This window comes from Sphingobacterium sp. UBA2480, from assembly GCF_002341965.1.
In the GTDB taxonomy this organism is placed as follows: Bacteria; Bacteroidota; Bacteroidia; order Sphingobacteriales; family Sphingobacteriaceae; genus Sphingobacterium; species Sphingobacterium multivorum.
In genome coordinates, this window is record NZ_DDPA01000001.1 from 378,474 (window position 1) to 395,681 (window position 17,208).

Sequence of the window (17,208 nt, forward strand, 5' to 3'; positions counted from 1 at the left end):
TAATGATGAGAAAGTTTTTTATAATCTTGATTTTAAGCTATGTAGTCGTATTTAAAATGACTTCCTGTGCGCCAAAAGTCAAAAATGGTTATAGTAAGGAACATGGTTTTGAAGGTAATATTTCTTTGTCCGGTGCCTTTGCCCTTTATCCTTTAGCTGTAGTTTGGAGTGAAGATTTTAAAAAAATACACCCTAATGTTCGTTTCAATATTTCAGCGGGAGGTGCTGGAAAAGGAATCGCCGATGTTCTGACAGGTATGGTTGATATTGGAATGGTGTCGAGAGACCTACACGAGCAGGAAATAAAAAAAGGGGCTGTTCCAGTTATTGTTGCTAAAGACGCTGTTATCTGTACGATTAATCCCGGTAACCCTAATTATTCCGCTATTTTGAAGCGTGGTCTGAGCCGCGAAGAATTGCTGAATATTTTTGTAAATAGAAAGTTTAAGACCTGGAAAGAAATTGATCCTCAGTTTACGGCGGATCCTATCAACGTTTATGTACGTTCGGATGCTGCCGGAGCAGCTGAAACATGGGCTAAATTTTTTGGTCATAAGCAGGAGGATCTGCAAGGTATTGGCATTTTTGGTGACCCTGGGATTGCTCAGGCCATTAAAGATGATACTCACGGGATTGGATTCAATAACATTAACTACGTCTATAATCTGAAAACCAATAACGTGTTTGATCGTATTGCGGTTGTTCCTTTGGATCTCAATAAAAATGGGCACATTGAGGATGATGAGCAGTTTTATGGCACTCTATCTAATTTGACAGAGGCCGTCGCTACAGGAAAATACCCAGCTCCACCCTCAAGAGAGCTAACTTTTGTAACGCGCAATAAGACCGAATCCCTTCTCTTGAAAGAATTTATTTCTTTTGTGCTTCAAAAACAGGCGCAATCGCAACTCCTTGAGAATGGTTATGTCCCACTAAATGAAACATTGATAAAAGAAGAACTTAATAAGTTATAGCATGCTAAATACTCGTCTCATTAAAGATTCTCTGGTCAAGCGATCCACCTTTCTCCTGCTACTGATTTCACTTTCAGTTGTTGTGATTATTGCGATTGGTTTAACTATAAAATCGATTCCGTTATTTGAATACAGTAATATCTTTCAACTGTTGACCGACAAGGTTTGGTCACCAATGAAAGGATCGTTTGGCTTTTTGCCTTTTATTGCAGGTACGCTTGCTGTTACCTTGATTTCTCTTGTTATTGCGATTCCGCTTTGTATACTGACTGCGGTTTATTTGACTGAATATGCTTCGGATGCTTTAAAAAATATGATGTTTCCGTTGGTCAATATTTTAGCAGCGATACCGCCGGTTCTCTATGGTGTTTGGGGGGTATTGTTTATTGTACCTTTAATTCAGCTGTATATCGCTCCCATCTTTGGGGTTGTTACATCGGGTTATTCAGTGCTTGCCGGTGGAATTGTATTGGCAGTGATGATCTTTCCCATTATGATTTCCATTATGGTGGAGGTGCTGCAAACGATACCTTATGAGCTAAAAGCGGCTTCGCTATCTTTAGGTGCAACAAAATGGGATACCATTAAGCATGTTATTCTGAAGAAGGCTAGACCTGGCATTGTTGCTGCAATTGTTTTGTCAACATCGAGGGCATTTGGTGAAACAATTGCGGTGTTGATGGTCTGTGGCAACGTTGCAAAAGTCCCTACTTCGGTATTTGATGCCGGATACCCAATTCCAGCATTAATAGCCAATAATTTCGGGGAAATGATGTCAATTCCACTTTATGAATCTGCGTTAATGTTCTCTGCGTTGTTGCTGTTTGTGATCATATTTGTTTTTAATTTAATATCTCGTCTTATATTGAGACGACTGGAAGGAGCTCAGCATGGATAATACGAAAAGACGGTTATTGAGTGAAAAAGTAGCGAAAGGTTTTATGCATCTCTCTGGGATAACCGTGACTGCTTCCTTGTTTTTTATCGTAGGAACCATCTTGTATAAAGGGCTTCCTTATCTCAGTTGGGAGATGGTTAGCCAGTTGCCAAAAGGTGGATTTTATATTGGAAAGGAAGGTGGGATTTTGAACGCAATCTTGGGCTCCCTCTATCTAGCAGGTGTAGCGACAGCCTTGTCCGCAATTATAGGTATTCCGATTTCGTTGTACCTCAACGTTTATTTGGGGGCGAAATCAAAAGTGACACAGCTTGCTAAATTGTTGTTTGATGTCTTGTATGGTGTTCCTTCTATTGTTTATGGAGCGGTTGGTTTTGGTATTATGGTTTATTTAGGTATTCGAGCATCGTTATTGGGGGGAATTATTACAGTGACACTGTTAACCATTCCAATTGTGGTTCGCACGGTTGATGAATTGATAAAAACAATTCCTGACGATTTAAAGAATGTCACTCTTTCCCTTGGGACCACACGCTGGGAATTGGCTAAGGTCATGCTAAGAAGCATCCGATCAGGGCTTCTTACCGCGATTTTGCTTGCTTTTGGGCGTGCTATTGGTGATGTTGCGGGCGTTTTATTGACAACAGGTTTTAGTGACAATCTTCCAAAATATATTGATGAACCAGCGGCAACGTTGCCATTGTCCATTTTTTTTCAGCTAAGTAGTCCTATTCCTGAAGTTCAGGGGCGCGCTTATGCTTCAGCTTTAGTTTTAACAATCATTATTTTAATTATTGTAGTATGCACTCATATCCTTCAATCGAAACAAAAAAATCGTCGATAATAAGTCCTTTGAGCAATCCCCACATTGAAATCAAGGATCTTAATGTCTATATTGACGGCCGACATATACTTAAAAATATTAATCTCGCCCTTCCTAACAATAGTGTAACTTCGATTATTGGTCCTTCAGGTTGCGGAAAGACGACGCTTTTAAAGACACTCAATAGATTAGTAGATGATACCAAGGGGGTTGAAATAACGGGATCTGTACTTGTTAATGGTGAGGATATTTATGGTAGAAATGCTGAAGTAACACATATCCGTAAGAAAATGGGACTTTTATCCCAAAAACCTTATCCTTTACCAATGTCGATCTATGATAATGTGGCTTACGGTCCTCGCATACATGGTACTCGAAGCAAAAAGGAGTTGGACAGAATTGTGGAAACGCAATTGCGAAATGTGGCGTTATGGGACGAAGTCAAGGACCGTCTCGGACATTCGGCTAGCGGATTGTCCATCGGTCAGCAGCAAAGGCTTTGTCTTGCAAGAGGTTTGGCTGTAGAACCTGAGATTATACTTGGAGATGAATCGACATCAGCGTTAGATCCGCTTTCAACTGCTAAAATTGAGGAATTACTAATTGAATTGAAGAAAGATTATACCATCGTATTGGTAACGCATATTTTACGGCAGGCAAGACGGGTGTCTGACTATATTCTGTTTGTCTATGGCGGAGAAATTCTTGAGTTTGGACCGACGGAACAGGTTTTATTGAATCCGCAGAATGAAATCACAAAACAGTATGTAAAGGGATTTATTTCCTAGAAGGTTAAGAAGTATCTACGCTGGATGAAGTTTATGAGAAAGCAATAAGGATTGGCTGATAAAAAGAATAAGCCAAAGGCTTAATTTCTACTGTGGGATATCTTCCCTATAATTGTGAAGACGATTGCTTTGTTGGGATAAACATTAGCAAAATCAGCATATGACCGATATTGTTTCCATCAAATCAGTCCGTAACTTCGTTTAAGAAATTATGCGGGAGCATTCAGGTTTAAAATAGGAATACTCCCGCATTTATTTTATCATGGTATCAGATAGACTCTATTTCCTACTTCAGGTGGAATAAATCATCAACGCCAAGTATCTTCTTGGAAGTAAATCCTTCAGCATATTTCGCTTGGATATATCGTCCAAATTCTCGGGCTCTGGCAGCAGTTGATTCCATGAAATCCGGATTGGAAATGTAGGTTTGTGGTTCATCAGGATTTACGTTTTCTCCTGTGTAAAATTGAGTTTTATAGGCTAAAACGGATTTTTCTTTAACATGGTAATAATCTGTTATATCGATAACAACATCTGGTTTTATATAATAATCCTGTACAAATTGCAGTACCAATCGGGGGCGGTGGGCCTCCTGAGGAACATTGTCCTGATCAAAAGTTTCCACTCTTCTCAAGCCAGCAAGAAAGCAAGCTTCACTGACCATCTGCCCCGCTCTTCCATGGTCCGGGTGGCGGTCTGTGATGGCATTTGTAATAATAATTTCGGGTTGATATTTGCGGATAGCTCTTATTACTGCCATTTTCTCTCTTTCGGCATTTTCAAAAAAACCATCTCTTAAGCCCAGGTTCTCTCTAGCTGCCAGTCCTAGGATTTCGGCAGCATCTTTTGCTTCCTGAGCCCTGGTTTCTGCTGTGCCGCGTGTGCCAAGCTCGCCTTGAGTCAAATCAACAATTCCAACCTTTTTTCCTTCAGCAACATATTTTGCCATTACTCCACCTGCGCCTAATTCAGCATCATCAGGATGTACAGCAATGATAAGTAGATCTAATTTTAACATATGATATCTCTCTTTTTATTTGGCTCTTCAATGACAAATCATTCCATTTAATCAACGAACAATTTTACTGAGATGCTATAGACAGCTTCAATATACTATTGTTCCTGAGTCGATATACGATTAGATTGACGTTGTGAAAGCCGCGGCAAAGGTAAGCAGTTTATGGGTTACTCTTGTAAAAGACGCTCGATATTGCGGCAAATTTTACTTGATAATGGCGAAGTAGTCGGATAATAGAAATCAATGACCTCTCCTTTTTTGTTTATCAGGTATTTGTGAAAATTCCAGGAAGGTTTACTGTTAATATGTCCATTCTGATCTTTGCTTGAAAGAAAACTGTATAAGGGTGTTGTGTATTCGCCGATAACATGGCTACGCTTAAAAATAGGGAAACTCACCTGTTGATTGATCCGGCAGAATGTCTCTAGTGTACCACCGGTTAATGGTTCCTGGTTACGAAAATTATTTGCCGGAAATGCCAGGATTTCGAAACCTTGGTCTTTATATCTTTGGTAGAGTTTTTCGAGGGATTTAAATTGTCTGGTAAAGAGGCATTGACTAGCAGTATTGACGATGAGTAAAACTTTACCTTCAAAATCAGCGAGAGATTTTTTTTTACCATTAAACTGAAGTGCGTCAAAGTCGTATACTGTTTTCATCTGGTTTTAGTTTGATTGGTCACATGACAGGTTGGGGTCTCGATTTCTCAAATTCCCTAATGATATTTTCAATGGCAAAGTCTTCTTTTGGGTCATAAGTTGACTTTAGGTTGTGACCGAATATTTTCGCGACTCCCTGATAAAAAAAAGCGGAAATCCCACCCTTCATTTCCTTTACCATTTCATAGCCGGTATGTCCCGTATAACGATCGATCAATTTAATGAGTATTTTGCCTTGTGAAATAGTCATATTTTTGATTTCTCGGTCAAACATCTGTTTTACGTCACTTTCACATTTTTCAACCAATGCTTTATGTTCCTTCTTGTCCGAAGTCAGCGCTAGGTCTCTGTCAAGTTGATCATATCTTTTTTGCGCATAGATAGCATAAGGAAGAACCTTGAGGACATTTCTTCTAAAGCGGAGATATTCTCTTCGTGCTTCTTCACTTGACCAGGTCCTTTTGGCCACAACAGTGACCTGTGGAATCGGAAACCAGGGTAATACCTCTCCGTTTGCCAAGGTTGTTGTCATATAACTGTTTACGGTCTCCTGTGCCCCCTCTCCATACAAAGGAAGAGTGAGTGATTGAGACTGCGCCCATCCGGACAGAGTCGCTGTGAGGAATAGCAAACAAAATAATATTGTCTTCATTTGGGCAATTATATAACGCTTTTTAATTTGTCAATGCTATAATATTTTGGTAGATTTATTACAAAATAGTTAGCTTGAAAATTAGTATTCAAGAATACAATAACTAAATTACACAAATTTACTCAAAAAACATCATTTACCTGCAACGTTTATGAAAGATTATGTGATTGATATTGAAGCAGAAAACAAAGAGATAAGGAAACGTTACCGTGCATTGTTACGCGCCTGTAAACCAACTTTACAACGCGGGGACAAGCAAGAGATCCGCAAGGCATTTGATTTGGCGTTGGATAGTCATAAAGAGATGCGACGTAAATCAGGGGAGCCTTACATCTATCACCCAATTGCTGTTGCCCAAATTGCTGCTGAAGAGATTGGCTTAGGGACGACATCTATTGTATGCGCGTTGCTCCATGATGTAGTTGAAGATACCAATGTTACTCTGGATGAAATTGAAGAAATGTTTGGTAAGAAAGTTCGCCGAATTATCGATGGGCTTACCAAAATTTCAGGAATTTTCGATCCAAACAGCTCTATGCAAGCGGAGAACTTTAGAAAAATGTTGCTCACATTGGCAGACGATGTTCGTGTAATTCTCATTAAATTGGCAGATAGGCTCCACAATATGCGCACCATGGAATTTATGGCCAGGGATAAGCAGCTGAAAATTGCGTCGGAGACAAGCTACCTTTATGCGCCATTGGCACATCGTCTTGGGCTGTATGCGATAAAATCCGAATTGGAAGATCTCTCGATGAAATTTACTGATCCGGATACCTATAAATTTATCGCTAGAAAACTGAATGAGAAAAAAGCTGAGCGTGAAAAATTTATAGGCGATTTTATTGGTCCAATCAAAGAGATATTGGAGGAACAGGGTATTAAGGCGTCCGTATTTGGGCGACCTAAATCAATCCATTCTATTTGGAATAAGATGCGAAAAAAATCGATTCCTTTTGAGGAGGTTTATGATTTGTTTGCTATACGTATTGTAATAGATGCTGTGGATGAGAAAGAAAAGACAGAATGTTGGAAAGTTTATTCTATTGTCACGGATTTGTACCGTCCTAACCCCGACCGTCTTCGGGATTGGATCTCCTCTCCGAAAGGAAATGGTTATGAGTCCTTACACACTACGGTGATGGGGCCTAAAGGGCAATGGGTAGAAGTTCAGATTCGAACCAAACGGATGAATGAAATTGCCGAAAAAGGATTTGCAGCACATTGGAAGTACAAAGAATCAAATTCAGATTCTGGCTTGGATCAATGGATCAAAAAAGTACGTGACGTCTTAAGCAGTCCAGATCAGAATGCGATGGATTTTGTGGATGATTTTAAGATGAATCTCTTCTCCGATGAGATTTTTATATTCACCCCCAAAGGAACACTGATTCAACTCCCCAACAATGCCACTGCTTTAGATTTTGCCTTTGAGATTCACTCTGATATCGGTGCAAGTTGTATTGGCGCCAAAGTAAATCACAAACTTGTTCCTTTAAGCCATATTTTGCAAAATGGGGATCAGGTAGAGATTATTACATCAAGCAAGCAGTCACCTAAAGAGGATTGGTTGAATTTTGTTGTGACTGCGAAAGCCAAATCCAAAATCAGATCTTCCCTAAAAGAAGAAAAGAGAAGAGTAGCGGAAGATGGGAAAGAAATTTTGGAACGTAAGTTGAAATCGCTAAAAGTTACTTACAATACGGATAATATTAACAAAATTGCCAACTTTTTAAAATATCCCAGTTCGCAGGACCTTTTCTATAATGTTGCCAAGGGCATTGTTGATATCAGGCAACTGAGAGAATATGTTGCGCATGAGAAAGCGGTTGAAATTAATGTAAGTTCTTCATCAGGAAATCAATTTAATACCCATATAGGTGGGCTAGTTGAAAAGATAAATAAGAAGGAATTCGACACGATCTTGATCGGTGATGATATGCAGAAGGTTGATTATACTTTAGCACCCTGTTGTAATCCTATTCCTGGTGATGATGTCTTCGGTTTTTTGACAGTTAATGATGGTATAAAAATTCACCGTACGAGCTGTCCAAATGCCTCCAAGCTGATGGCAAATTATGGCTATAGAATTTTAAAAGCACGCTGGGCTTCTACAAAGGATTCTGCATTTTTGACAGGTTTACATATCGTTGGCATAGATGATGTAGGATTAGTAAATAAACTTACAACTGTTATTTCTCAAGAATTTGCTGTTAATATTCGATCCTTATCAATTTCAAGTAACGAAGGTATTTTTGATGGTAATATTATGGTGTATGTAAATGATACTGCTCAGCTTGAAAGTTTGATGAGAAATTTAAAGCAAGTTAGGGGGATAACAGGTGTCAATCGATATGAATCGGAAAATTAGTAGCCAACCGTTGGATTGAAAATTACGCTAAGGCGACTACTATTAAGCACTATTTTTAATAGAGGAAATATCAATCTTAATTGGTAAATTTGTACAAGAATATTTTTACTATGAATCAAGCTGAAAATTTTGCAACTGTAAAAAAAATCTTTGAAGCCTACTTAGAAAATAAAAATCTAAGAAAAACACCAGAGCGCTATGCGATTTTGGAAGAGATTTATTCACGTACTGATCACTTTGATGTAGAGTCTTTGTATATCCATATGAAGAACAAGAAATATCGTGTCAGTCGTGCTACAGTTTATAATACTCTAGAACTTTTGGTCTCTTGTGACTTGGTTACAAAACACCAGTTTGGAAGGAACATGGCACAATTTGAGAAGTCATATGGGTTCAAACAACACGATCACGTGATCTGTATTGAATGTAATAAGGTTGTTGAATTCTGTGATCCACGTATCAACCAAATTCAGAGTCTCATGGGAGATCTTTTAAAATTTGATATTAAGCACCACTCACTCAATTTGTATGGTGTATGTCAAGACTGTCAACTTAAGAACAAAAAAGAAGAGACCGTCGCTCACGAAGCTATTTCAAATTAATCTTATATTTTCTTAAATATAATAGTACATTTGTTCAGGAATGTTCAGGGGAAAATTCCTGAACATTTTATTTTTAAATAGAGTCTATTTTTATTAATAACATTTTAATTACTATACTTTAAAAGCTATGCAAGTTGATGTGCTTTTGGGCTTACAATGGGGTGACGAGGGTAAAGGTAAAATCGTAGACGTATTTTGTCCAAAATACGATTTAATCGCTCGTTTCCAAGGCGGCCCTAACGCCGGACACACGTTGGAATTCGATAACAAGAAATTCGTACTCAACACAATTCCATCTGGTATCTTCAATGAAGGTACACTAAATCTTATTGGTAATGGTGTCGTTATCGATCCGATTATCTTAAAAAGAGAGTTAGACAACCTGAAGACAGCTGGTTTTGATCCGGTGGGTAAAGGCAATTTAGTTTTAGCGCGAAAAGCACACCTTATCCTGCCTACACACCAATTATTGGATGCTGCCTCAGAATCAAAAATGGGTGCAGGAAAAATTGGATCCACTTTGAAAGGTATCGGTCCAACTTACATGGATAAAACCGGTAGAAATGGTTTACGTGTAGGTGATACGACACTTCCGGATTTTCAAGAGCGTTACCAAAAGTTGAAAGAAAAACACCTAAGCATTCTTTCGCACTATGGTGAGATACCTGATTTCAGTGAAAAAGAGAAGGCATTTTTAGATGCTATCGAATTCATTAAATCTATCCCACATGTGGATTCAGAGCATTTGGTGAATCAATATCTGAAAGAAGGCAAACGTGTGTTGGCTGAGGGTGCGCAAGGTACGCTGTTGGATGTTGATTTTGGTTCTTATCCATTTGTAACTTCATCGAATACCACAACAGCCGGAGCTTGTACAGGCCTAGGTATTGCGCCAAATAAGATCGGCAAGGTATATGGTATCTTTAAAGCTTATGCGACTCGTGTAGGTGGTGGTCCCTTCCCTACTGAACTTCACGATGAAACTGGCGAAAAATTACGTCAATTAGGTCATGAATTTGGAGCAACTACTGGTCGTGCTCGCCGTACAGGTTGGATTGATATTCCTGCCTTGAAATATGCTATTATGCTTAATGGCGTAACAGACTTGATTATGATGAAGGCCGACGTTTTGGATACCTTCGACAAAATCTATGCATGTACACATTATAAATATAATGGTGAAGTGATTGATTATATGCCTTATGAAATCATCACACATCAAGCCGAACCTATCTTGGAAGAAATTGATGGGTGGAAACAAGATTTGACTGGTATAACGTCTGAACAGGAGATACCTGAAGCATTAAAAAATTACATTTCTTATTTAGAGAAAGCTCTTGAAGTACCTATCACAATCCTATCGGTAGGTCCTGATCGTAAACAAACATTAGCTTTATCAAAATAAACTATGCGGATCGAAAGTTTTGATCTTCTCGATTCTAAAGATAAATTTCATCAAAAAGCCCTGCATTGGTCGGGGCAATTTGATGAAATTTCTTTCTTTAATAGTAATGGGATGTCCGATCAATGGGGAAGATATGAGCAAGTTTTGGCTGTCAAGGCATTATTCTCCTTCCGTGCAAATGAAAATGTATTTGATCAGCTCGATACATTTTTGAATTTACATCAATCTCAGTTTATCCCTGGATTTCTATCCTACGACCTCAAGAATGAGATAGAGGAATTACAGACAACGGGAAAGGATCAGCTCGAATTTCCGGAAACTTATTTCTTCGTGCCAGCGATTACGCTCCGATGGACGGCAAATCAAGTGCATATAGAGGCTGAAGATCCAGTTAAAATCTATCAAGCTATTTCCGATACGAAGATTCCTTTAGCAGCTCCAATCGTAGTGCAAGTACAATCGCGTTGGACAAAAAGTGAATACGTTAAAGCATTTGAAGATGTGCAAGCGCATATTCAACGTGGAGACATTTATGAAGTTAACCTTTGTCAGGAATTTTATGCGGAGAACGCCGACATCTCGCCGCTCGAAGTTTATCATCAATTAAATAGCCTATCACCTACCCCATTTAGTTCATTCTTCAGAGTAGGACATCATTTTATCATGTGTGCTTCTCCGGAGCGATTTTTAGCGAAAAGGCAGGGAAAGCTGATTTCTCAACCGATTAAAGGGACAGCTAGAAGAGGAACAAGCCCGGAAGAGGACCGACAGATTATAGCTGATATGTTGAGGTCAAAAAAGGAGATTGCGGAAAATGTGATGATCGTTGATTTGGTGCGTAATGACTTGACACGAAGTGCTCTTCCTGGAACAGTTGAGGCTACTCGCCTTTTTGAGATTCAATCCTTCGAACAAGTGCATCAAATGATTTCTACCATTACCTGCATGCAAGACCCAAAAGTCGCCAATGTGGATGTATTTAGAAATACCTTTCCTGCAGGTTCGATGACAGGTGCTCCCAAAATTGCAGCTATGCAAATTTGCGATCAGCTTGAAGCTCGAAAGAGAGGTATCTATGCAGGGTCTATCGGATACTTTGACACTGTACATGATGAGTTCGATTTTAATGTTGTCATCCGCTCACTGCTGTATAATAAACAAAAACGGTACCTTTCCTTTCATACTGGAGGGGCGGTCACCAATCAGGCAGCTGCAGATCAGGAGTATCAAGAATGCCTTTTGAAAGCTTCAGCCATCCTTGAAGCCCTAGATGCAAGATTGGAAGAATAAAACTATACTAATTTTGTAGAGAATATTTTTTGCTTCAAGTATTTTTTCGACCTTTGTCCCATTGGTACCACAAGTTCCTTATATCGATCTACATACTCATCGGAATTATCCGATCAAAGAGCGCGCGATTCTCTCGGTGAAGAATATCGCATTGAATCATGCCGAAGAAATCACTGAAACAGATTGCTCCATAGGGTTACATCCATGGTATATAGACGGGAATTCTGAACTTGCTTTAGCCTTAATGAAAGGAGGATTAAAGCAGGATCAAGTTTTGGCGATAGGCGAATGCGGTTTGGATAAAGATATTGCCATTCCCCTCATCCAGCAGCAGCAGGTCTTTGATCGACAGGTTCAACTGGCTCAAGTTTATCGAAAACCGTTGATTATTCATTGTGTTCGAGCTTTTCAGGAGATTGTCGGTTGTTTAAAAAAAGTGAATTTTAACGAAGCTGTTGTTTTCCATGGCTATCGGAAAAATTGGACACTAGCTCGGCAATTAATTGATCAGGGGTACTATCTTTCAATAGGTGGACATTGTTTAAATGGAAGCCAAGACGAGCTTTTGGAAAATATTTCACTCAGTCAATTGTTTCTAGAAACGGATACAGATACGACCGTAGAAATTACTACGCTTTATCAATACGTAGCTCGGATCAGATCGATCGAGTTGGAGGAGCTAAAGCGGGCTTTATACCAGAATTATAAGAAAGTATTTAATAAGTGAGGCCATCATAGTCTGTTTATTCACGTTGTCGGATAGCTATAAGGTTTCATGAAAATATAAAAAAACAAATTTAGATAGATGAAAGATTTAAGTTGGCTGTCACGTACCGAAGCATTGATAGGTCGATCAGCGGTTGAAAAATTGGCAAATTCACATGTGATGGTTTTGGGATTAGGTGGTGTTGGATCCTTTGCTGCAGAATTTATATGCCGAGCGGGAGTTGGGAAAATGACCATTATCGATGGAGACACAGTGGATCCGTCTAACCGTAATAGACAATTGCCTGCCTTGGCAACTAATCATGGTGAAGCAAAAGCTGAAATTATGCGGGAAAGATTGTTGGCCATTAATCCTGAGTTGGATTTAACCGTAATACAAGATTTTATCATTCCAGAAAAGATACCCGCTTTATTAGAATTGGCGCCAGATTATTGTGTGGAAGCCATTGATAGTATTACACCGAAACTATTTTTCATTCGGAGGGCGTTAGAAGCCAATATACCATTTGTGAGTTCAATGGGTGCCGGTGGCAAAGTGGATCCAACAAAAATAAAAATTGCTGATATCGGTAAATCTTATAATTGTAAGTTGGCCCAACATATCCGTAAGAAATTGCGCAAACATGGTATACGTGATGGAGTGAAAGTGGCATTTTCAACCGAACTTCCAAACAAGGATTCATTATTGTATACCGATGGGAGTAATTTTAAAAAGTCCGCTTATGGCACCATGTCCTATTTACCTGCGGCTTTTGGTGGGGCGATAGCTTCTGTTGCTATACGAGATTTAATAGAAAATGCTTAACTTAGGTATTAAATAAACATATGAAGAAATGAAAGAAGCTGCCTGCCAATTGACGGTAGCTTCTTTTTTTCTTAGGCTATCGGCTTGTGACCCCTTTTATATCAATACCTTTGGGCTTGATATGTTCCAATCGTTTCTTGAGTGTATCTATTTTTGATTTTTCAAGATTACCCGTTGCAATTATAATCCCTTCTTTAACCTGTGCTGTAATGGTCGGAAAATCTTCCAGAACAAGGTTAACATCTCGTGTTAAGGTAGAATCTATCGCGCCGCCCAAAATTTCGTGATATTTTTCACGGGCATCTTCTGGTTCAGGAAGATTTACGACAATATTGTTGTGAATGGATTTGATATCCTCTCCTCCGGCTAGCTTTGTTTTGTTTTCTATGTCCTGCTTGAGAGAGTCTGAACCTATTTGTCCATTCAAGGTTACATTACCCTCTTCGACATCGACTCCGATGCCCGCAGTAGTTTCCAACGCTGTCTCGATTTTTGATCTTAGTTTTTCGTCCGACTCGGGCGATCTACAAGAGTGAATAAATAGTGCAGCACCAAGCAAGAAGATTAAAATTAAACTATTGAATTTCATGTCATTCTTTGTTTCTGTACTAAATAAGAACAGATGCGTCGGCATATTGTTTAATTTTTCGGTATTTTCATCACCTAGTAAATTGCAATAACTTTTTGATTAACGTTATTAAAAACAAAACTATCACCTATTTTTTTCCCGATAAGTAGTTGTCCAATTGGAGATGCAGGCGAGATAACGAAGATATTATTGGTCCCTATTTTTACAGCTCCGATACTTGTGGCGATCAAATATAGTCCAACATTGGTTTGAACAAGTGTTCCTAATCTGACGACATCAATTACATCATTTGATAATGATTCTATACTGATCAGTTGCTGCAGATCTTTATTGGCTTCCACGAGTTGTTTCTGGTAGCGATTAATGTCCTGTTGGATCATTTCACGTGACGTCTCATATTTGTCTCCAGCACTACTTTTTGTATCGTCATTACTTGAATCCCGTGCGGTTTCCAAAGCAGATTCTATCATTGTAATACGTTCCCTGGTGCGTTTTAGCGCTATGTCAAGGACCTCCCCTTTTATGTCGAAATAATTATTTGTCATTCCGAAAAATAAGGAATAAGTTTTATTCATTAAAAAATAAAAACAATAGGCTTAGGCTCAATAGAATATAATAAATTGGATGGTAAATAATTCGAATAAGGTTGCAATAAATTAAAAAATTACTACATTTGTGCACTGAAACACGGAAAGGTGTCAGAGTGGTCGAATGAGCAGTCCTGGAAAGACTGTATACGGGATGACTGTATCGAGGGTTCGAATCCCTCCCTTTCCGCAAAACGAACCGTTTTTAACACTGTTAAAAACGGTTTTTCTGTTTTAAGTATTATACCGGCACCAAAAACAGCACTTAGATAAAAGCAAAGAAGTTCATGTTTAATGGGACTGTCTTCTTCCAAATCCCACGTATAATAAGAGCCAAATCCGGTGACTGGAGAGTCGTTATGAATACGAGATTCTGAGCTAGATTAATGAGTTCGAAAGTTTTACACTATCGCTCTACATTTTGTTAGTTGTCTAAATTTTACCTTAAGATATTCAAGTAGGCACATAACTTTACCTATGAACTGTATAATTCTTTCGTAGGCTTTCTTGATCAAGAGAATTAACAACATCAGTCAATTTTTATTAATGGATCTTGTTGCCAATCAAAAGTCAATTCATCAAATTATTGGCGTTTTTTATATTAATATTTTTTTATAATATATTAATATATGTTTATATTTAATTAATCGTACAAGCTAATGTTAATTAAGTTTTAAATGAAAAGGATAATTCAAGAAGAAGAACTTGTCAAAACTGGAAAGATGAAAAAAGATCCGCTCACTATGTCTGCGGATGAAAAGATACAATGGAGGCAAGAATTGCAAAAGAGCATTCGTTCCTATTTATTTTCTCGCGAACAGCCATTGGTTTATAACAAGGATGGGCAAATGGTTGAAGAGCATCGCGATGGCACGATTCAAAGTATTTGATCATGGCGACAATATATGTGATAACCGGTCCCCCTTACATTGGGAAAAGTACTTGTGGTCAGTATTTCATCCCAGAAGGGATTAAGATACTTGACCCAAATCTCTTTGTTCAAAGCTATGCTGAACTAGGTTTAAAAGATGGATATCGGAGATTTGAGGAACAGCTGTTGGGGCTGCTGAGTCATGACGAAGATTTTGCTGTTGAGGTCAATATCGTTAATAAGGCGCATCTTCAAATGCTACAAGACATTAAAGCCTTGTATCCTGAAAATAAGATTGAAATGATCTTTTTTTACACCGATAATATGTACATATGCCAAGCGAGGTCTAAGGCTAAGAAAAATAGTAGTTGCGACTCCGACCCTGACAAAATAACCCGTTCATATATTCATACCATGCCGCTTGTGAAAAGGCATCTAAATCTCTTTTCCTCCGTTAAGGGGATCGATATAAGCGAAAACCACATAGTACCTGAAACTGTGTTTAAATACCAAGATAATGTTTTAGGAATCGAGGAGGCTAGATCTCTCCCCGTATGGGCTCAGTGAAGGAACATCATACCGACTTAAATTTCGATAAAAGGAGAAGTCTAAATTTAAAGGCTCTTGACCTGACCAACTTCTACCTTTGTTCGGCTTTTCCTCAGCTGGACTTTAAGTTGGCTTTGATGAAAACTTTCATATTCATACTTACTGCAGTTCTAAATGGTTGATCTTTTTAAGCGATAGATATTATTACTACCACAACGATTATAATAACTTTGGCCTATTGTAATCATTATTTTAGTACAATATCTTTTATGCGGGCAAGACCCTCGGATGAATCTCTAAAGATGATCTTGCCATCTCGGTCAATGACAATATAGGTTGGAAAGATAGAAACGCCCAATTCGAAGACGATAGAATTTGTTTTTTGATTCATATCCACGTATAGCTGAGGCCAGTTCACTCCTTTTTCATTTAATATTGTCTTCGCCAAATCAAATTTATCTTGCATATCGAAACAAACTCCAACAAATGAAGCTGTAGACTTTAGTTCTTCAACGATTAATTTTGTCTTAGGCATAGCTGATATGCATGGAACACACCATGTCCCCCAAAAATCTAATACCAAATATTTTGAGGATGGCTTAAAATACTGACTCAATTCCTTCTTAAGGCTTGGTGATATGTATTGATCAGATATATAGTTTCCAACAGGAGTTAAATAAATCACCGAAAAGCTTTCGTCAAGACTATCGATACGCATAATCTTAGCATTAATGGCAACAGTGTCACGAATATTATATTTCTCCTTGTATCTAATGTTATTAACAAACTTATCTTCATGTGGATTTTTTCCATCCCGATAAATTCTAAATTCAGGTTTATTGAATGTCATCCTTTTTGATACATATATAATATCTTCGCCGAATTTTCCCATTCTATTAAATCCAATTTTTACAGCTAATGGCATTTCATTTAAACGGGCATCATTGTAGGTCATTCCTACCGAGAAAGGGATAAAATAGGCTTCCCAAGGCAGGCTATAGTGACTTCCAGTTTTTTCATCTATAAAATTAAAAGCAAATTTCACCTTTTCTAAGATATTTGATGGAACAGTTTTTAGTCTCCATTTTTTGAGAGAATCCGCATGGAACCTCAATTGTACATCTTTGTTAATAAATGGATTACGTCTTCTGGAAATCTCGACACTAACGCTATCACTATGAATTTTGCGCGTAACAACGTACAATTTTTTTCTAATGTTATGAGATTTTGACTTTTCATCAAGGATCGTAATATCTATAGGCCATAGAATTGAATCCGTTGCTCCATCTTTCGACCAAACATCGGTAGAAGAAAGAATATCAACAGTATTTCCTTTGTTTTCATTGAAATATCTCGATTCTGTTAGAGGAATCTGTACGCTTTTCTCTTGGCTGAAAACTTGTACAATTCCTATAAAAGAAGACAATAAAATCAGGTATAGTTTAATCGTATCCATTTGAAATAGTCTAATTGGTCTTACCTGAAATTAATCAATATTTTATTATTTTGAGAAAAATCATTGAAACAAATATTCTCTCTAAAATTTTTATCAGATGGATTGAATCTTAAGAGAAGACAATAGTGTATTTATTACTATATTT

At 38.1% G+C, this 17,208-nt stretch carries 18 protein-coding genes and 1 tRNA gene; 13 read left to right on the plus strand and 6 right to left on the minus strand.

The window, feature by feature from the left end; all coding sequences use genetic code 11:
* Positions 1 to 2 precede the first annotated feature (2 nt).
* Genes B3600_RS01770 through B3600_RS01785 form a run of 4 tightly spaced genes read left to right on the plus strand, consistent with a single transcriptional unit; the run spans position 3 to position 3,483 of the window.
* Positions 3 to 974, plus strand: a complete 972-nt coding sequence (locus B3600_RS01770) for a PstS family phosphate ABC transporter substrate-binding protein (RefSeq protein WP_286751884.1) — start codon at positions 3 to 5, stop codon at positions 972 to 974.
* Position 975: 1 nt separating this feature from the next.
* Positions 976 to 1,872 carry a phosphate ABC transporter permease subunit PstC gene (gene pstC, locus B3600_RS01775; RefSeq protein WP_286751885.1) on the plus strand — a complete coding sequence of 299 codons (897 nt, stop codon included), beginning with the start codon at positions 976 to 978 and terminating at the stop codon, positions 1,870 to 1,872.
* Positions 1,865 to 2,716, plus strand: a complete 852-nt coding sequence (locus B3600_RS01780; RefSeq protein WP_046673380.1) for a PstA family ABC transporter permease — start codon at positions 1,865 to 1,867, stop codon at positions 2,714 to 2,716. Before pstC ends, B3600_RS01780 begins: the two co-directional genes overlap by 8 nt.
* On the plus strand, positions 2,674 to 3,483 hold the full coding sequence (locus B3600_RS01785) for a phosphate ABC transporter ATP-binding protein (protein WP_046673379.1): 810 nt from the start codon (positions 2,674 to 2,676) through the stop codon (positions 3,481 to 3,483). Before B3600_RS01780 ends, B3600_RS01785 begins: the two co-directional genes overlap by 43 nt.
* A gap of 286 nt (positions 3,484 to 3,769) precedes the next feature.
* Here B3600_RS01785 and bshB1 read toward each other — a convergent pair whose 3' ends face one another.
* The 3 genes from bshB1 to B3600_RS01800 all read right to left on the minus strand — a co-directional run bounded on the left by bshB1 (position 3,770) and on the right by B3600_RS01800 (position 5,812).
* Positions 3,770 to 4,501, minus strand: coding sequence for a bacillithiol biosynthesis deacetylase BshB1 (gene bshB1 / locus B3600_RS01790; RefSeq protein WP_046673378.1), 732 nt, complete (start codon positions 4,499 to 4,501; stop codon positions 3,770 to 3,772).
* A 167-nt stretch (positions 4,502 to 4,668) separates the two neighbouring features.
* Positions 4,669 to 5,160, minus strand: coding sequence for a glutathione peroxidase (locus B3600_RS01795; RefSeq protein ID WP_070564142.1), 492 nt, complete (start codon positions 5,158 to 5,160; stop codon positions 4,669 to 4,671).
* Between the two features lie 19 nt (positions 5,161 to 5,179).
* Positions 5,180 to 5,812 (minus strand): DUF4294 domain-containing protein, encoded by a 633-nt coding sequence (locus B3600_RS01800; RefSeq protein ID WP_070564139.1) that lies wholly within the window; start codon positions 5,810 to 5,812, stop codon positions 5,180 to 5,182.
* Between the two features lie 151 nt (positions 5,813 to 5,963).
* On the opposite strand from B3600_RS01800, the gene B3600_RS01805 reads away from it, so the two are divergent.
* The 6 genes from B3600_RS01805 (at position 5,964) to B3600_RS01830 (ending at position 13,011) form a co-directional block, all read left to right on the plus strand.
* Positions 5,964 to 8,183, plus strand: a complete 2,220-nt coding sequence (locus tag B3600_RS01805) for a RelA/SpoT family protein (protein WP_070564136.1) — start codon at positions 5,964 to 5,966, stop codon at positions 8,181 to 8,183.
* Positions 8,184 to 8,293: 110 nt separating this feature from the next.
* The gene (locus tag B3600_RS01810; protein ID WP_046673375.1) at positions 8,294 to 8,785 is read left to right on the plus strand and encodes a Fur family transcriptional regulator; all 492 of its coding nucleotides are present in this window, start codon (positions 8,294 to 8,296) and stop codon (positions 8,783 to 8,785) included.
* A 127-nt stretch (positions 8,786 to 8,912) separates the two neighbouring features.
* Positions 8,913 to 10,190, plus strand: coding sequence for an adenylosuccinate synthase (locus tag B3600_RS01815; protein ID WP_070564133.1), 1,278 nt, complete (start codon positions 8,913 to 8,915; stop codon positions 10,188 to 10,190).
* Positions 10,191 to 10,193: 3 nt separating this feature from the next.
* Complete coding sequence (locus B3600_RS01820; RefSeq protein WP_286751886.1) at positions 10,194 to 11,480, plus strand: anthranilate synthase component I family protein; 1,287 nt, start codon at positions 10,194 to 10,196, stop codon at positions 11,478 to 11,480.
* A gap of 61 nt (positions 11,481 to 11,541) precedes the next feature.
* Entirely contained in the window at positions 11,542 to 12,207 is a 666-nt protein-coding gene (locus B3600_RS01825) for a TatD family hydrolase (protein ID WP_286751887.1), read from the plus strand.
* Between the two features lie 78 nt (positions 12,208 to 12,285).
* Positions 12,286 to 13,011: a tRNA threonylcarbamoyladenosine dehydratase gene (locus B3600_RS01830; protein WP_286751888.1), complete on the plus strand. Its 726-nt coding sequence runs from the start codon at positions 12,286 to 12,288 to the stop codon at positions 13,009 to 13,011.
* 76 nt (positions 13,012 to 13,087) lie between these two features.
* Here B3600_RS01830 and B3600_RS01835 read toward each other — a convergent pair whose 3' ends face one another.
* Together B3600_RS01835 and B3600_RS01840 are read right to left on the minus strand one after the other, a co-directional pair.
* Positions 13,088 to 13,600: a BON domain-containing protein gene (locus tag B3600_RS01835; protein WP_286751889.1), complete on the minus strand. Its 513-nt coding sequence runs from the start codon at positions 13,598 to 13,600 to the stop codon at positions 13,088 to 13,090.
* A 74-nt stretch (positions 13,601 to 13,674) separates the two neighbouring features.
* Positions 13,675 to 14,070, minus strand: coding sequence for a 3-oxoacyl-ACP synthase (locus B3600_RS01840; RefSeq protein WP_236586055.1), 396 nt, complete (start codon positions 14,068 to 14,070; stop codon positions 13,675 to 13,677).
* A gap of 219 nt (positions 14,071 to 14,289) precedes the next feature.
* Here B3600_RS01840 and B3600_RS01845 point away from each other — a divergent pair.
* From B3600_RS01845 to B3600_RS01855, 3 genes are all read left to right on the plus strand, one after another.
* Positions 14,290 to 14,377 (plus strand) — tRNA-Ser (locus B3600_RS01845).
* A 487-nt stretch (positions 14,378 to 14,864) separates the two neighbouring features.
* A complete protein-coding gene (locus B3600_RS01850; protein ID WP_046673369.1) occupies positions 14,865 to 15,077 on the plus strand; it encodes a hypothetical protein in 213 nt (70 codons plus the stop codon).
* 2 nt (positions 15,078 to 15,079) lie between these two features.
* The gene (locus B3600_RS01855) at positions 15,080 to 15,625 is read left to right on the plus strand and encodes a hypothetical protein (protein WP_286751890.1); all 546 of its coding nucleotides are present in this window, start codon (positions 15,080 to 15,082) and stop codon (positions 15,623 to 15,625) included.
* A 229-nt stretch (positions 15,626 to 15,854) separates the two neighbouring features.
* Here B3600_RS01855 and B3600_RS01860 read toward each other — a convergent pair whose 3' ends face one another.
* Positions 15,855 to 17,063 (minus strand): TlpA family protein disulfide reductase, encoded by a 1,209-nt coding sequence (locus B3600_RS01860; RefSeq protein ID WP_286751891.1) that lies wholly within the window; start codon positions 17,061 to 17,063, stop codon positions 15,855 to 15,857.
* Between the last annotated feature and the right edge of the window lie 145 nt (positions 17,064 to 17,208).

What these genes read in the sequence shown, in the direction of transcription:
- B3600_RS01770 (WP_286751884.1), top strand. Translation starts at nt 3, where the DNA reads ATGATGAGAAAGTTTTTTATAATCTTGATTTTAAGCTATGTAGTCGTA.
- pstC (WP_286751885.1), top strand. Translation starts at nt 976, where the DNA reads ATGCTAAATACTCGTCTCATTAAAGATTCTCTGGTCAAGCGATCCACC.
- B3600_RS01780 (WP_046673380.1), top strand. Translation starts at nt 1,865, where the DNA reads ATGGATAATACGAAAAGACGGTTATTGAGTGAAAAAGTAGCGAAAGGT.
- B3600_RS01785 (WP_046673379.1), top strand. Translation starts at nt 2,674, where the DNA reads ATGCACTCATATCCTTCAATCGAAACAAAAAAATCGTCGATAATAAGT.
- bshB1 (WP_046673378.1), bottom strand. Translation starts at nt 4,501, where the DNA reads ATGTTAAAATTAGATCTACTTATCATTGCTGTACATCCTGATGATGCT.
- B3600_RS01795 (WP_070564142.1), bottom strand. Translation starts at nt 5,160, where the DNA reads ATGAAAACAGTATACGACTTTGACGCACTTCAGTTTAATGGTAAAAAA.
- B3600_RS01800 (WP_070564139.1), bottom strand. Translation starts at nt 5,812, where the DNA reads ATGAAGACAATATTATTTTGTTTGCTATTCCTCACAGCGACTCTGTCC.
- B3600_RS01805 (WP_070564136.1), top strand. Translation starts at nt 5,964, where the DNA reads ATGAAAGATTATGTGATTGATATTGAAGCAGAAAACAAAGAGATAAGG.
- B3600_RS01810 (WP_046673375.1), top strand. Translation starts at nt 8,294, where the DNA reads ATGAATCAAGCTGAAAATTTTGCAACTGTAAAAAAAATCTTTGAAGCC.
- B3600_RS01815 (WP_070564133.1), top strand. Translation starts at nt 8,913, where the DNA reads ATGCAAGTTGATGTGCTTTTGGGCTTACAATGGGGTGACGAGGGTAAA.
- B3600_RS01820 (WP_286751886.1), top strand. Translation starts at nt 10,194, where the DNA reads ATGCGGATCGAAAGTTTTGATCTTCTCGATTCTAAAGATAAATTTCAT.
- B3600_RS01830 (WP_286751888.1), top strand. Translation starts at nt 12,286, where the DNA reads ATGAAAGATTTAAGTTGGCTGTCACGTACCGAAGCATTGATAGGTCGA.
- B3600_RS01835 (WP_286751889.1), bottom strand. Translation starts at nt 13,600, where the DNA reads ATGAAATTCAATAGTTTAATTTTAATCTTCTTGCTTGGTGCTGCACTA.
- B3600_RS01840 (WP_236586055.1), bottom strand. Translation starts at nt 14,070, where the DNA reads ATGATAGAATCTGCTTTGGAAACCGCACGGGATTCAAGTAATGACGAT.
- B3600_RS01850 (WP_046673369.1), top strand. Translation starts at nt 14,865, where the DNA reads ATGAAAAGGATAATTCAAGAAGAAGAACTTGTCAAAACTGGAAAGATG.
- B3600_RS01855 (WP_286751890.1), top strand. Translation starts at nt 15,080, where the DNA reads ATGGCGACAATATATGTGATAACCGGTCCCCCTTACATTGGGAAAAGT.
- B3600_RS01860 (WP_286751891.1), bottom strand. Translation starts at nt 17,063, where the DNA reads ATGGATACGATTAAACTATACCTGATTTTATTGTCTTCTTTTATAGGA.